Here is a 13504-nt window from a genome sequence, read left to right as displayed (position 1 = left end):
TTGAAATGATAAACAATACATATAGATAAGAGTTGTGTAATACAACTCCACAACTATTCCTGTACAAACAAATCCGTATAATTAAATGAGGTATTATCAAAGAGGCCCCGCTCGGTAAGCCTTAGCTTTGGAATAACGGTTAAAGCAAGGAACGAGAGGTACATGAAAGGATTTTCTATTGCGCCAAGTAAGCGGGTATGCTGATCCAGTTGCTCAAGAGCATCTACAACCTCAGGATATGGCCGATCTGACATAATCCCTCCCCAGGGGAGTGGAAGGATGGTCTTTGTACCACCTGAAACAACAACCATAGCACCATTTTGTTCTGCAACTGTATGAATTGCGCAAATAAGATCGGAATCATCAGCACCGATTGCTATGATATTATGCGAGTCATGTGAAACGCTGACAGCAAGCGCTCCATCAGTAAGTCCGAAGCCGCGGACGAGACCAAGCCCAAAGCCGCTTGCATGGTAGCGATCGCAGACTACGGCTTTTAGAATATCGGATCTGGTATTGGGAAGATCATGTCCGATCAGATCGTGAATCTCCTCGCAGGTCATGATCTGCCCGGGAATGATTCCGATCACACGTGCAGGCCCAATTCCTTTTATAGCCAGATCTTCTTTTTGCGGAAGGCGGCAATTGAAGGTTGTTACAAGAGGAGCTGGCGGAGAATAGGGGAGATGAGTGATCTCAATTCCATTCTTAAAAAATCTCTTCACAGAAAAAAGTGAGGAGTCTTCAAGAACGATAAAATCTGCTATCCGACCGGGAGATAGTGCGCCACGGTCATGCAGGCCAAACCGCTCTGCCGGAGTAAGAGTTGCCATTCTGAGAGCTATTTCTAGCGGGATACCTGATTCAATGGCAATACTGATACAGTCATCGATGGATCCCGCAGTATTAAGCATATCCGCATGTCGGTCATCGGTAGCAAATGCACACCTGGGTGCTGTCCGGCAGTTCGCAAGCGGGGAAAGATCCCGAAGGTTTCGTGCGGCAGCACCCTCTCTCATAAAGATATACATCCCTTTTCTGAGCTTTTCCTCTGCTTCTTTGAGCGTTATACACTCATGATCGCTCTGGATGCCCGATCTGATATAGTGATCGAGGGCGGCACCTGAAAGCATCGGCGCATGCCCGTCAACAATTTTGCAGAGCTGAAGTTTGGCAACAACATCAGGGTCATTTAGAAGGACGCCAGGGACGTTCATCATCTCTCCAAGGCCCAGAACATTTGGATCCCCAATAAGATCCATCAGATCGCCTGCTGTAAGGGTGGCACCGGCACAATCCATGGGTGTTGCAGGAACGCACGAGGGGAGCATAAAGAAGATGTCAAGGGGTGTCCTCCCTGCATCATTCATCATCGCCCGGATACCGGCTATTCCTGCGACATTTGCAATCTCATGAGGATCTGCAATAGCCGTGGTGGTCCCATGTGATAAAATCAGCCTTCCATATTCAGCAGGTGTGAGAAGGGAGCTTTCGATATGGAGATGGGCATCGATAAGTCCCGGGATGATACGCGATCCTTTCAGATCAAGTACCCGATCTCCCCGGTATTCCGGACCAAATCCAAGGATACATCCATCCTTAATAGCAAGAGAATCCTCGATCCAATCACAGGCGAATGGATTGTAGATTAAGGCATTCTCTATAATGGTATCAGCAAAGCATGAATCGGGAGTCATAATCATTCATTTATGTGAAAATCCAATATCCTTCCAGCAACCCTTTTTCCATCTGAGAAGAGCGTAATATGTGCTTTATAGTTTCCATCAGGGAGAGGGGCAGATAGTGTAATGACATTATCTCCAGGTATCAGCTCAATAGTCTTGATGATTAGTTGTTCTTCCTCCTGATGAAGTCCACTTACCTCATAAATGAGAATCTGCACCAGGATCTCGTCCAGTGCCGCATCATCGATTCGGATCAAAAAAGCCGACTCTTCATAGGTGATATCTCCGATACCTGTGGTCATACATCCTGTTGACAACAGGCACAGTATCACTATCCCACCGAGAAGGTAACCGATGGTTTTCATTATGTGAACATAGCAGAGGATAAAAGATAAAGATTCCGATACAATAATCCCGGATTTCTCAAAATACGTTTGCCCTGTAGAGAATTATGATTTAAGAGCACCTATATATCCGTTTGAAACAATGTTTATTAGATAGCAAGTATGGATGATCTCAAACAGCTTAAGGCTCTCATAGAAAAAACCCTCAAAGTCCGGTGTTCACAATATAAAGAAGAATATATCAAACGGAGGCTCCTCTCAAGGATGCGAACGACCGGATCTGGCAATTATGAAGAATATACCCGGTATCTGAATAACCATCCTGCTGAATGGGAACTCCTCCGGAATGCCCTCACTATAAATGTCACAGAATTCTTCCGGGATGCCGAGGTCTTTGAAATTCTCAGGAAAGAACTTATCCCAAAGTTCATCTCGGAGCATAATCGCATCAGGATATGGTGCGCCGGTTGCTCTTCGGGCGAAGAACCCTATTCGCTGGCGATGATCATCTCAGAACTAACGACCCGAAAAAGCGGTATCTCCAGTACAATTTATGCAACCGATATTGATGAAAATATCCTTCAGAAAGCAAAAGATGGAATTTATGAGAGCAAAGCCGTAGAGAAGCTGAATACTGCAATAATACGCAGGCATTTTGATGAGCTCCCCGACGGCAGGTACCGGGTCAAACAACACTTAAAAGATATGATTCATTTCCGAAAACATGATCTGATGAGCGGCATTCCCGCAGCCAGATACGTGGATATTGTTACCTGCCGGAATGTCACCATCTACTTCACCGAAGGGCAGAAGAATGATCTTGCCAGAACCATCCATAGTGCATTAAACAGCGGCGGATTCTATGTCATGGGCAAGACCGAATACCTGGGGCGTGAGGTAGAAGGGCTCTTTTCCCATTACAATGCTCTTCAGAAGATACTTATTAAAAACGATATCAAATAACTGCCATCACCAGAGTTTCTTCTGATCGAGGAGATACTCGGGATCATCAATTTTCGAGAGTTTTTGTAACCTTTCCTTCTTCATACCTCTTCTTTTAATCTCCAGTGAAAGTGTAAAGAGATTCACTCCTATCAATATAAAAACAAGAAACAGGCTTACCCAGAGGAGGACACCCTGGGTGGACAGAAAGAGGGCGAAGAGCAGGACAACAAACGATATCAGGTAAAATATTGCCCATGTCCTGAGCATCGGGATATCCATAGCATCTGATTATACCATAGACATAAAAGAATCTTTCCCTCTCTGCAAGAAACGGGATATACATAGGCTATGATTAGTCTCTTTGCATCAACACATTTTATTAAATCCTCACCACAGTAGAATTATGGGCAGATCCGATTTGATCATAGTTGTCGCTGCTATTGCAGTTGTGTTGATCATCAGCCTTGTAGTACAGCAGCCATCAATGAATATACCCTGGATCAGCCAGGAAGGTGGAGCACCAAATGGCAGAGGCGGGCTGTCTGAAATCCTCTATCTTATGCCATTTGAAAAAGAAGAACAACCTTTTTCTTATCCGGTATTCACCATCCAGCTGGTAGAGAACCCGTTTGGCTATCCGCGAATGTATATGCCTGAATCTGACACATTCAAAGGGGTGACCTATCGGATCATAGATGGTGACCGATATGAGGTCTTCCCCCTTTTTGGGATGGCTCCGCATACTACCCAGCACTATGAAGGTATAACCGGGATCGAATGGATACCTGTCGGTATACTTGAACAGAGGAGAGGCGGAGTATCAACCATTTTCAGGGTTCCAAAAACTCCTTACTGGCGTATAAAGACAGAAGTAACCGCAGACAGGTTCCCAGGTCAGGCAGTCTTTCGTTATATACTCTGTGACGCACAGACCGGGGCACTCCTTGATGGAGGAGAAGTAACCGGAAGAGGAAGCATGAGAAGTATCGTACTTTCAAGTGAAAAAGAGATGTATCTGATAATCTCAGCAAAAAATATCGATTACTATACACTTACGCTTGAAGTGCCGAAAGAATATCTCTGAAATTAAGGGTTTTCAGACCTTTTCAATTGTCACTTTGATACGATCTCCGGCCTGTAATCCATGACCTTTTGGAACATCGATATTGAACCAGAGAGATTCTGGTGGATCCTGCGACATCAGGCAATCTTTATCCTCATCAATATGAGCGACAAACTCGATAGTCTCGGTTATCTCTACTATCTTACTTGACATACTAAAAAAAGGGAGTTAAAGTGTAATAATTATATGGCTTTTGCCGTTACCATCCATGTCGTGCTGTTTGAATAGCTCCAGCGCTTGATCTCAAGATCATCACAGATCTCTGAGAGAATGGCAAGGTTTGTTCCGACCTCTTTGGAGGAGAGGCCAAGATCCCGGGCAATATACTTCGACTTGAAGAAATGCCTGCCTATCTGCAGTCCCCCACGCAGATATTTCAGAATCCTGTCCTGGGTTTCGTTATACCTGTCACGAATGCTATCTGGTACAGTCATCTGGCTAACCTCTGGTGATAGTTTTGGGTTATCATAATATAAATCATTTATGGTTCAATACATACAAATAATCAAGTTTTAACAACTGCGGCTGTACCAATCTTTTCAAGAAGCTTCTCAATAACCACATCCCTCATCCCTTCAACGAATTTGATGCTACCAACAACAAGATGTCCGCCGCCATTGACGCCGCCTCCTGAGATTTCATCACGGAGCTCCCTGACCATCTGAGGGATATTCATCATCACTCCACGTGAACGGAGCACAACAAAGTCAGGACCGACACCGAGTGTGACAACCGGTTCTCCCATATGTTCATTACAGAGACGATCGTGGATCTCCCCGGATGTCTTTCCCGGGGGTGGGAAGGTGAACCGATGTGCGTACATCTCAACATCGGCCAGGAAGAGGTGTGCACCTGATGGAAGAGTCCGGCGTTCAACATGCGGCATTAATGTCTTTACCTGTTCTGCAATTGCAGTTTCTGCCTCTTCAACAAGGAGATCGACCAGCTTTTTGTGTCGAAGAGGATTATTGTTCAGGTTGAGAATGTCTTTAACGATCTCACGGCCATCATTAAACCGGAGCCAGAACTGCTCATAATCAAGTGCCAGTGCAATTTTTTTACATTCTTCAAGAGGGTACTCATCTGCAACAAGATTGAGATACTGAGGCAGTTCGAGGGAGTCGCTTCGATCCCCGACTCCGGCTATGGCAGGCAGATGGCGAATCCTCTCTTCAACAGACGGGTTAATCATCCTGGCAAGTTCTGTCCCGATCATCCCTGCAGTTATCCCGAAATCACCATCAACATGGTAGGGATTAACATGGGCTTTTAGGAACTGATCCACAATAGCATCAGGATGGTGGTGGTCGGCGACAATGAGATCGAGATCATAAACACGGGCAAGCTTGTATGCCGGCATATCCTCTTCTGTTGAGCCATTGTCCATTAAGAAGATGAGCGGGAACTTCTGCCCAAACCGGACACTGTCCTTAAGCATGAAATCCAGATCACGGGTAATATCCTCTATCTCATAGAAGGGAGCCTTTGAAGGGGAACGTTTGAAAAGATAATAATCGGAGTCGGCATCTGATGCATGTTCGCGAATCAGGGTAACGACAGCAGTCTCAACTGCCACAGCAGCAGAAATACCATCAGCATCTGCATGGTGCCTGAGAATAATCGGTTGCTGGGTAAAGACAGCCCGCCTGACGATCTTTGCCAGCTTTCTCATCTCAGGCCTGAGTTTTGTCAGGACCTCGCTCTCCACAAGGAAGGGAAGATCAGCTGGTTCAGCCCTCTGCTCAAGTGCCGCTTCAATCCGTTCCCGCACATCTGCTGCCTCCTGCCCATCAAGTCGATGGAGAGCTGACACTTCGATCTGAAGCTGATTATTTCTCTTCATCACCTCTCCGGAGATCTGGACAATATCGCCAGTATTTGCCTCAGGGTATGCACGAACACCTGCCTCAATAAAGGCGGCAGCATTTTCAACCCCGGTTTCGTCAATGATGGTGAATATTGTCGGGCCACTCGTCTGTTTCACCTGTCCCAGCTCACCTTCAACGGTAACCCGCCTGCCAATTTTATCTCCGATATCAGAGAGATGTGTGGTTCTAACCGCCCTGTTCACCATTCTTGTACTATAGTTATCAAGGAGAACTTCACGGAGATCAATATTACCATTTGGGCGGACCTGTGCAACCATCACGAGAATGTCTGTTCGCTCCCTGTGCTGTGTCAGGGCATTGCTCTTATGGATTAGCCCTTTTACTGAATTATTCAGCTGAACAAAGGTGCCAAAGTTGGCAAACCCCTGGACTTTCCCAAGATAGATATTTCCTTCCTGTACATCCTCAACCTCGCAACCCGGGCCAAGTTTTAAAACCACTTCTGTTGAACTGCTCATTGTTTTAACTCCAATATTGAGTATTACTCATCTTCCGGCTTACAAAGTGCCAGCAACCGGCACTCTCCATCGCGGCGGCCCTTTGCTATGATATAGTCACCTTCATATAGGCGGACATGCTTCTTTGGACGATAGATCCACTTATCTCCCCGCTTGATTGCCAGAACAACCATCCCGGTCACAGCTCCAAGTGACGCCTCCTTCAGGGTCTTGCCTGAGAGGAATGATCCCTCTTTCACTTCGATCCGGGAGATTATCTCGTCAGACTCGCGGATGATCTTCTGGAATATGGGGGGAATCTCAATATCACGCATGATAACGTCGACAATTGAGAAGGCTGAACTACAGATTGCATCAGCAAAGGCGGACATATGAAGAAGCCCCCGGAGATATTCCACGTGCTCCACCCGCTTTGCAGCCTCCAGCACCCAGAGTTCGAGCTGAAGGCGCATGGAATCCATACGCTCATTGAGCCAGACAACCTCCTCGGCGATATCCCTGCTATCAAAGAGGAGGGCGGTGTATGCAAGGCCAACTGCAAGTTCACTGATATTCTTCATCTCGACTATCAGGAGAACGGCCCGATCGAGATCATCAAGCGCCTGCTCAATCTCCTCCTCCTCTGAAGGCTCAGGAACGCCTAATAACCGGTATAATGGACCAATACCATCTTCTGGACCCTTTGCAAGGATAATATCGCCCTTCTTAAGAGAGGTCTCTTTATCTGGATCATATGTCCAGAAACGGCCACGCCTGATAGCGATAATCCGCATACCTGTAGTGCTCTGAAGACGGATATCTCCGATTATGACGCCATCAAGATCGCATCCCGGCTCAATTTCAGCACGGATTGTCACTTCTTCAGCCTCCGGAAGTGCAAGCCGCATCTTAGCCGGTATACGGATATCCTTTAAAAGCACCATTGCTATCTCAGATGCAGCATTTGAGATCCGCTCGGCACCCTCGGCTATCTGAAGCAGACCGCTCATTGACTCGGCCTCTTCCAATCTACGGGCTCCGAGAATACTTGTGATACGAGCCTGGTAGAGGAGGAGGTTCATTGTCTCTTCCAGGTTGACAACTTCATTTGCAATTTCCTTGCTCTCAAAGAGGATCGCAGAATAAGCCAGATCTACCATTAACTCTGAGACATCCTTCATCTCAATGAGGACATTCTTGAAGTTGACGGGTTGACGATCAAGATCGAACATAACTTCATTACTACTTTGTCTTTCACTACTTATCACTATAGTAGCAGGTAGATGACAAGGATAAGAACACTTGCTCCGATCAGATCGATACTGCTGGTGACAACAGGGATTCCAAAGTTATCAGGATCATAGCCAAGGGAGAATGATACGCTGGCCGTCAGATATGCAAGAAGATTCAGGCCAGTCACTACAATAAGCCCGGACAGGGTGGTGATGAGGGTCATCATCATTATGCCGGGAGTATCAAGATGCATCAGGACTGCTGCAGCATGCGCAATCCCTGCCATTATTGGAAGGATGATTAGTGCATAAATATAGTTAGTCAGGAAACCAGAAAGGACCTCCCGTCCAGGGATTATTGTTGGTTCGATCTCTCCCATATGCATTCCGGTAGCAAGTTTTGAACAGATGATACCTCCAATTGCTCCACAACCGTTCATAAATGGCGGGATTATAATTAATAGCGCAGCAGTGGCAACGAGCTCCTCAAGCCCCTCCGTATAGATGACACCTGTAATTGTTCCAAGAATGCAGAGTGGAGCGAGGAGGGGCAGGCCTTCCCTGACGATAGACCGAATCATCACAGTCCCCCTCACTATCCCAAAGAGAGCAACAGCGACGAGCAGTAGTACCACAAAAAAGAGTACGTATTGCATGGATGGTGGGAGATTCACGATGATCACGGCAGATATAACGAGGAGAGGAAGGGTGATCACATCCCCTGCCGTCGTGACAGTCGGGGCACCGACAATATCGAGATCCAGTCCATAGCGGTAGGTGCCCAGTGATACAATCAGGGTGATTAATGTAACAATAAGTCCGGCAATTGATCCTGAGATAACCGATATCAGGATCATCTCCTGAACCGAGATGATCTCAAGGTCTGCTGAAATGCCGATGACGTATCCGATAATGCCGACAATTGCGGCGATCAGTACAGTTAGAATAAAGGTTGCCCGAAGATTGTCCCCAAGAACCGAGCCCCTCGAATAGTTGATATCAAATGCCCCAAGATGCATTGAGGATGCAAGCCGTGAAGAGAGTATGCCGGCTATTGCCCCTCTCATATTGATGGATGAAGGGACAAGGATCATAAGCCCGGGTATCAGTATCAGCAGTTCATTAACAGAACCAAGATAGATGCCCGCGACTGACGCAAGGAGGGCGCTTATAACGAGGGCGATAAACCCGGTCAGGAAGTCGCGGTAACGGCGGGCGACTTCCTCTATCGTTTGGTTCATCAGGTCCTCCCTCCATGGTACATCAGTCCTTAAATGGTATCTCAATCATTGTACAGTCATTTGGAAAAAGAATTTCGCCTTGATAATGTCTTTTTGCATCCTGTATATGGGTTGCTGTCTGGGTATATCGTGAACTGATATGCACAAGTGCAAGCCGCTCTGCACCGGTATCCCGTGCAGCTAAGCCAGCCATTCCGGCAGTAGAGTGAAAGACCTCATCCGCACGTGCAGATTCAGCATCATCAAATGTTGCATCATGGATGAGCAGATCGGCACGATATGCTGCATCAGGCCATATTCTCAATGGACGCGTATCTCCGGTATATACTAATTTTCTACCGGGACGCGCAGGTCCCATCACCTGATCGGGGGTGATTGTCATCTCTTCTCCATCAACGAGTATGGAGATGGAATCGCCGCGCTGGAGGCGGCCAAAGAACGGGCCCGGGGGCACTCCAAGAGAGATCGCCTCCTCGCGATCAAACCGGCCGGGGCGTTGATCCTCTTCCAGAATAAAGCCATAGCTCTCACAACCATGACGGGTGGCAAATGGGATTACCCGGTACCCGTCAAAGAGAATCGCCTCGCCATCCCGTAGCTCAGCGGCTTCGATTGGAAAAGAAATGCCCGGGTTTAGCTGCCTGATGATCGAGACCATCTCATAGATGCGGCGCGGGCCATAGAGCCTGATCGGATCTCGCCGCCCATTGAACCCCATCGTTTCAAGAAGTCCGAATATTCCAAGGTAATGATCTGCATGCCAGTGGGAGATAAAGATAGCATCGACGGTGAAACCGGTCCTAACACGCATCATCTGCTGTTGTGCCCCTTCTCCGCAGTCGAATAGAAGTGTATCCGATCCCCTCCTGACCATAATGCATGAGGGGTTCCTCTGGGGTGTTGGAAGGGCACCGGCAGTACCAAGGAAATGAACATGCAATGTTTCTCCGGCGATTACTGCCACCCCCTGATAACTGTAAGGCTCTCTTCTGCTTCTTTCAGATTCCGCCCTTCCACGACGACGATGCCGGTATATGTATCGAGAATTGCACGTGAGACTTTCTTCCAGTTCACAGTGCCTTTCATCAGAGCCAGATGCTCGTCTGTTCTTCCATGATTATCATGAATATGAAGATGATTGGCTGCAGGGAGATGGTGCAAAAATTCATCGATTGTACTGGTGGTATTTGCATGCCCGATATCTATTGTGACACCAATGCCTTCGATCCCGTCAATCATCCCAAACAGCTCACCGGGATCGCGGCAGAGGAATTCCTTTATCGAAATCATGTTCTCAAGGCATGCAAGCACACCACAATCTACTGCAACAGCACCAATCTCGCCAAGTGCCTCTTTCTGGAGCGCCCATGCACGTCCTGGATCAAGTTTGGAGAGGGGAGAGAGATACCCCGGATGGAGTGTGACCCTGTCAGTGAGATCTGCGGCATGTTCGATACAGAGGCAGATCTGCCGTATGGATTCACGCCAGATCGGATAGTTGATCGAAGCGAGGTTCAGATCGCCATAGGGTGCATGAACCGTAATATCCAGAGTAGTACTGCTGAGTACCTCGTCAATACGTGCCCTTTTTTTAGGGTCGTCAAGACGATAATTACCATCTGCTGAGATCTCCCAGCCATCATACCCAAGCTCTTCTATCCCCAGGATCCATTCCGGATCTTCCCAGACCTTTGATGATGATGAGAAATAGTACCCGGCAATCATCGAACACCACCAATGGTTTTCAGGATGCACCTGATCTCATCCCGGAAGGCTTCGAGCGACCCAGTGTTTTCTATATGGATGTCCGCACCATCCATTGCGTTTTTCAGCCCAAAACCGCACTCCCGCTCATCACGGGATCTAAGATCATCCTCATGCACCATATCGTCTGACCTCTTCCGTGCCCGGAGACGTGCAAGGCGCATCGAAAACGGGCAATCGATGGCAATGAGCATAAAGTCCGAAAAAACCCTTCGAAACAGCTCTACCTCAGCATCGCCCCTGATGCCATCGATAATGGCAACAGGAGCCTGTAATGCACTGACAGCCGGAACTGTCAGTTCTGCAAGTGCGGCCATTCCCCGCTCTTCACGGAGCCGCCGGGCGATTGAACCAAGATGCTGATCCGTATGCGGAAGCCCTTCGCTCTCTGCATAGTTACGGATAATATCCCCCATCACAATTACAGGTACGCCGAGCTCTGCTGCAACCGCTGAGCACTCACCCTTGCCGCTCGCCGGAAGCCCGACCAATCCTAGTACCTTCATACTGAAATTCTCCATCTTCACGTGTCCTGATAATAACCGGACGAAACAGGCAGTCTGCAATTGCCTTCAGTTCATCTGAGGAGAGAGGAGGGACCATTCCAAAGACTCCCTGCTGGAGTACAAATTCAAGCCCCTCCGTGTCACGCGATATATATTTGACCTCATCCTCATAGCCCCTAAACAGCGTGACTACAACCTGGAATTCCGGAAGTTCTCCCCTAAGATATGCGTTTCTGCAGATATTGAGTGTTTCTTTAACAGAGGCAGAAAACCGCTCCCGGAGAAGGTTATCATACCGGTTCCATTTCGCCTTGATATCAAGTGCCAGATGATCTACCAGGCGTTCATCAAGGAGTTTTTGTATTGCCGCAGGAAAAACACCGTTTGTATGGAGGCCGACAAGAAACCCCTCTTTCTTGGATCGCCGTGCAAGTTCACAGAGTGCTTCCCCCTGTTGTGTCGGCTCACCGCCAGAGAAGACAACAGCAGATACTGCGATACGTGACGATTGTATCTGCTCAAATACCCAGTCAAGCGGGCGATAATCCTTGCCATTCTGCAGATGTACGTTATGGCAGTAGTCACACCTGACGGGACATCCACGGAGAAAGAGCGTGCAGACAGCACGGCCTGGCCAGTCTACTGTGCTGATTGGAATAAAACCACCATAATTCACCTGCACATAATCACAGCCATTCAACTGTATATGCTCTGAATTTGCTTTAAGGTATGTTCACCGGCATAAACAATTTAATGCGAGTTAGATAAAACAATATTGATTGTTAAGAAATAAAGTAATTTTGCTCTCATTTTTGGAAATAAAAGGTTTTATCTGGTATTTCATCACCATAATCCTTATGACTTTACTTGAAGATGCCAGACGCGGCATCATCACAGATGAGATGAGGATCGTTGCAAAAGCAGAAGGCGTAACAGAAGACTTCATCCGGCGTGGAGTTGCCGGTGGCCATATCACCATCCCGATCAGCCCATACCGCGATATAAAGATCTGCGGGATTGGCCAGGGACTCAGGACGAAAGTGAATGCCTCAATTGGAACATCATCTGATATCGTTGATATTGAGGAGGAGATCGAGAAAGCACGTCAGGCAGAGCTTGCAGGAGCCGACACGCTCATGGAGCTTTCAACCGGCGGAGACTTCCTTGAGATCCGAAGGCGGGTCATCGAAAAAACAACCCTCTCCGTTGGATCAGTTCCATTGTATCAGGCATTCATCGAAGCAGCACGGACTAAAGGTGCTGTTGTTCATATGGATGAAGATGACCTCTTCAAGGCAACCGAGGATCAGGCAAAGCTTGGAACAAACTTCATGGCAATTCACACCGGGATCAACTGGGAGACAATGAAGCGGCTCCAGAATCAGGGACGCCATGGCGGACTTGTATCCCGCGGAGGCGCCTTCATGACCGCCTGGATGCTTCACAATGAGATGGAGAATCCCTTATATCGCCGTTTCGACTATCTGTTAGAGATCATGAAGGAACACGAGGTTACGCTCTCCTTTGGAAACGGTATGCGTGCAGGTGCTGTCCATGACGCCACAGACCGCGCCCAGATCCAGGAACTTCTGATTAACGCGGAACTTGCAGACAAGGCAAATGCCTTTGGTGTCCAGACGATCGTTGAGGGACCCGGTCACATTCCGCTTGATGAGATTGCAACCAATGTCCAGCTCCAGAAACGGGTCACAAATAACAAGCCCTTCTATATGCTCGGACCACTTGTGACCGATATTGCCCCGGGATATGATGACCGTGTAGCAGCAATCGGGGCCGCAGCCTCCTCGGCTGCCGGTGCAGATTTTATCTGCTATGTGACACCCGCAGAACATCTTGCGCTTCCAACACCTGAAGAAGTCTATGAAGGCGTTATCTCATCCCGGATTGCGGCACATGCGGGTGATATGGTAAAACTGAAGAAGACCCGGGAGCTCGATCTGGAGATGGGGCATGCACGCCGCGATCTCGACTGGGAACGGCAGTTTGCTGTGGCAATGAATCCGGAGCGGGCACGGCATATCCGTGACAGCAGATCCCCTGCAGACACAGATGCATGCACAATGTGCGGTGACTTCTGTGCATTGAAGATCGTAAGCAAGCACTTCAATTTCTAAGATAATTCCATACCCTTCTTTTTTATAGATTAAGTGCCACAGCAACCGGTACTACATCCTTACAAGATAGTCGGAACACAAGGATGTTTTCCCACACAATGACTCATTTTTTTGAGCAGCAGAATCTTTTTCTTTCCGAAGGGCATTACCAATCAATCAGAGCCATATATGTTTGACGATTGAATCAGGTATTGGAAAAGTAT

General features: G+C 47.8%; 15 protein-coding genes. 3 read left to right on the top strand and 12 right to left on the bottom strand.

Annotation, left to right across the window (positions count from 1 at the left end; translation table 11 throughout):
• Positions 1-53: 53 nt before the first annotated feature.
• Positions 54-1697 (bottom strand): adenine deaminase, encoded by a 1644-nt coding sequence (gene ade / locus FTO68_RS00985; protein ID WP_255331491.1) that lies wholly within the window; start codon positions 1695-1697, stop codon positions 54-56.
• Between the two features lie 2 nt (positions 1698-1699).
• The gene (locus FTO68_RS00980) at positions 1700-2050 is read right to left on the bottom strand and encodes a hypothetical protein (RefSeq protein ID WP_255331490.1); all 351 of its coding nucleotides are present in this window, start codon (positions 2048-2050) and stop codon (positions 1700-1702) included.
• Positions 2051-2191: 141 nt separating this feature from the next.
• On the opposite strand from FTO68_RS00980, the gene FTO68_RS00975 reads away from it, so the two are divergent.
• Positions 2192-2992 (top strand): CheR family methyltransferase, encoded by an 801-nt coding sequence (locus tag FTO68_RS00975; protein ID WP_255331489.1) that lies wholly within the window; start codon positions 2192-2194, stop codon positions 2990-2992.
• A 6-nt stretch (positions 2993-2998) separates the two neighbouring features.
• Here the strand turns inward: FTO68_RS00975 and FTO68_RS00970 are convergent, their stop codons facing one another.
• The gene (locus FTO68_RS00970; protein WP_255331488.1) at positions 2999-3253 is read right to left on the bottom strand and encodes a hypothetical protein; all 255 of its coding nucleotides are present in this window, start codon (positions 3251-3253) and stop codon (positions 2999-3001) included.
• 124 nt (positions 3254-3377) lie between these two features.
• Here FTO68_RS00970 and FTO68_RS00965 point away from each other — a divergent pair, with 124 nt between their 5' ends.
• Positions 3378-4058 carry a hypothetical protein gene (locus FTO68_RS00965; protein ID WP_255331487.1) on the top strand — a complete coding sequence of 227 codons (681 nt, stop codon included), beginning with the start codon at positions 3378-3380 and terminating at the stop codon, positions 4056-4058.
• Between the two features lie 12 nt (positions 4059-4070).
• Here FTO68_RS00965 and FTO68_RS00960 read toward each other — a convergent pair whose 3' ends face one another.
• The 9 genes from FTO68_RS00960 to FTO68_RS00920 all read right to left on the bottom strand — a co-directional run bounded on the left by FTO68_RS00960 (position 4071) and on the right by FTO68_RS00920 (position 11866).
• On the bottom strand, positions 4071-4250 hold the full coding sequence (locus FTO68_RS00960) for a hypothetical protein (RefSeq protein WP_255331486.1): 180 nt from the start codon (positions 4248-4250) through the stop codon (positions 4071-4073).
• 29 nt (positions 4251-4279) lie between these two features.
• Positions 4280-4531, bottom strand: coding sequence for a DUF7123 family protein (locus tag FTO68_RS00955; RefSeq protein WP_255331485.1), 252 nt, complete (start codon positions 4529-4531; stop codon positions 4280-4282).
• Positions 4532-4602: 71 nt separating this feature from the next.
• Positions 4603-6444: a DHH family phosphoesterase gene (locus tag FTO68_RS00950; RefSeq protein WP_255331484.1), complete on the bottom strand. Its 1842-nt coding sequence runs from the start codon at positions 6442-6444 to the stop codon at positions 4603-4605.
• Positions 6445-6467: 23 nt separating this feature from the next.
• The gene (locus FTO68_RS00945; RefSeq protein WP_255331483.1) at positions 6468-7655 is read right to left on the bottom strand and encodes a potassium channel family protein; all 1188 of its coding nucleotides are present in this window, start codon (positions 7653-7655) and stop codon (positions 6468-6470) included.
• Positions 7656-7690: 35 nt separating this feature from the next.
• Complete coding sequence (locus FTO68_RS00940) at positions 7691-8896, bottom strand: magnesium transporter (RefSeq protein ID WP_255331482.1); 1206 nt, start codon at positions 8894-8896, stop codon at positions 7691-7693.
• Positions 8897-8918: 22 nt separating this feature from the next.
• Positions 8919-9836 (bottom strand): ribonuclease Z, encoded by a 918-nt coding sequence (locus tag FTO68_RS00935; protein ID WP_255331481.1) that lies wholly within the window; start codon positions 9834-9836, stop codon positions 8919-8921.
• Positions 9837-9850: 14 nt separating this feature from the next.
• Positions 9851-10621 carry a sugar phosphate isomerase/epimerase family protein gene (locus tag FTO68_RS00930; RefSeq protein ID WP_255331480.1) on the bottom strand — a complete coding sequence of 257 codons (771 nt, stop codon included), beginning with the start codon at positions 10619-10621 and terminating at the stop codon, positions 9851-9853.
• The gene (locus tag FTO68_RS00925) at positions 10618-11166 is read right to left on the bottom strand and encodes an AAA family ATPase (protein ID WP_255331479.1); all 549 of its coding nucleotides are present in this window, start codon (positions 11164-11166) and stop codon (positions 10618-10620) included. Before FTO68_RS00925 ends, FTO68_RS00930 begins: the two co-directional genes overlap by 4 nt.
• The gene (locus FTO68_RS00920; protein WP_255331478.1) at positions 11120-11866 is read right to left on the bottom strand and encodes an anaerobic ribonucleoside-triphosphate reductase activating protein; all 747 of its coding nucleotides are present in this window, start codon (positions 11864-11866) and stop codon (positions 11120-11122) included. The genes FTO68_RS00925 and FTO68_RS00920 overlap by 47 nt, the downstream gene beginning before the upstream one ends.
• Positions 11867-12023: 157 nt before the next feature.
• Between FTO68_RS00920 and thiC the strand changes: the two genes are divergently transcribed.
• Positions 12024-13301, top strand: coding sequence for a phosphomethylpyrimidine synthase ThiC (gene thiC, locus FTO68_RS00915; RefSeq protein ID WP_255331477.1), 1278 nt, complete (start codon positions 12024-12026; stop codon positions 13299-13301).
• The last annotated feature ends 203 nt before the right edge of the window (positions 13302-13504 follow it).

It is taken from the genome of Methanocalculus taiwanensis (assembly GCF_024372745.1).
GTDB lineage: Archaea > Halobacteriota > Methanomicrobia > Methanomicrobiales > Methanocorpusculaceae > Methanocalculus > Methanocalculus taiwanensis.
Note: the sequence above shows the minus strand (reverse complement) of the source record. Positions and strands in the feature narration are given on the sequence as shown.

Bases quoted from the DNA above. Each gene is read 5' to 3' on its own strand.
- FTO68_RS00925 (WP_255331479.1), bottom strand. From the start codon at position 11,166: ATGAAGGTACTAGGATTGGTCGGGCTTCCGGCGAGCGGCAAGGGTGAG.
- thiC (WP_255331477.1), top strand. From the start codon at position 12,024: ATGACTTTACTTGAAGATGCCAGACGCGGCATCATCACAGATGAGATG.
- FTO68_RS00930 (WP_255331480.1), bottom strand. From the start codon at position 10,621: ATGATTGCCGGGTACTATTTCTCATCATCATCAAAGGTCTGGGAAGAT.
- FTO68_RS00980 (WP_255331490.1), bottom strand. From the start codon at position 2,050: ATGAAAACCATCGGTTACCTTCTCGGTGGGATAGTGATACTGTGCCTG.
- FTO68_RS00940 (WP_255331482.1), bottom strand. From the start codon at position 8,896: ATGAACCAAACGATAGAGGAAGTCGCCCGCCGTTACCGCGACTTCCTG.
- FTO68_RS00950 (WP_255331484.1), bottom strand. From the start codon at position 6,444: ATGAGCAGTTCAACAGAAGTGGTTTTAAAACTTGGCCCGGGTTGCGAG.
- FTO68_RS00965 (WP_255331487.1), top strand. From the start codon at position 3,378: ATGGGCAGATCCGATTTGATCATAGTTGTCGCTGCTATTGCAGTTGTG.
- FTO68_RS00945 (WP_255331483.1), bottom strand. From the start codon at position 7,655: ATGTTCGATCTTGATCGTCAACCCGTCAACTTCAAGAATGTCCTCATT.
- FTO68_RS00960 (WP_255331486.1), bottom strand. From the start codon at position 4,250: ATGTCAAGTAAGATAGTAGAGATAACCGAGACTATCGAGTTTGTCGCT.
- FTO68_RS00975 (WP_255331489.1), top strand. From the start codon at position 2,192: ATGGATGATCTCAAACAGCTTAAGGCTCTCATAGAAAAAACCCTCAAA.
- FTO68_RS00970 (WP_255331488.1), bottom strand. From the start codon at position 3,253: ATGGATATCCCGATGCTCAGGACATGGGCAATATTTTACCTGATATCG.
- ade (WP_255331491.1), bottom strand. From the start codon at position 1,697: ATGACTCCCGATTCATGCTTTGCTGATACCATTATAGAGAATGCCTTA.
- FTO68_RS00955 (WP_255331485.1), bottom strand. From the start codon at position 4,531: ATGACTGTACCAGATAGCATTCGTGACAGGTATAACGAAACCCAGGAC.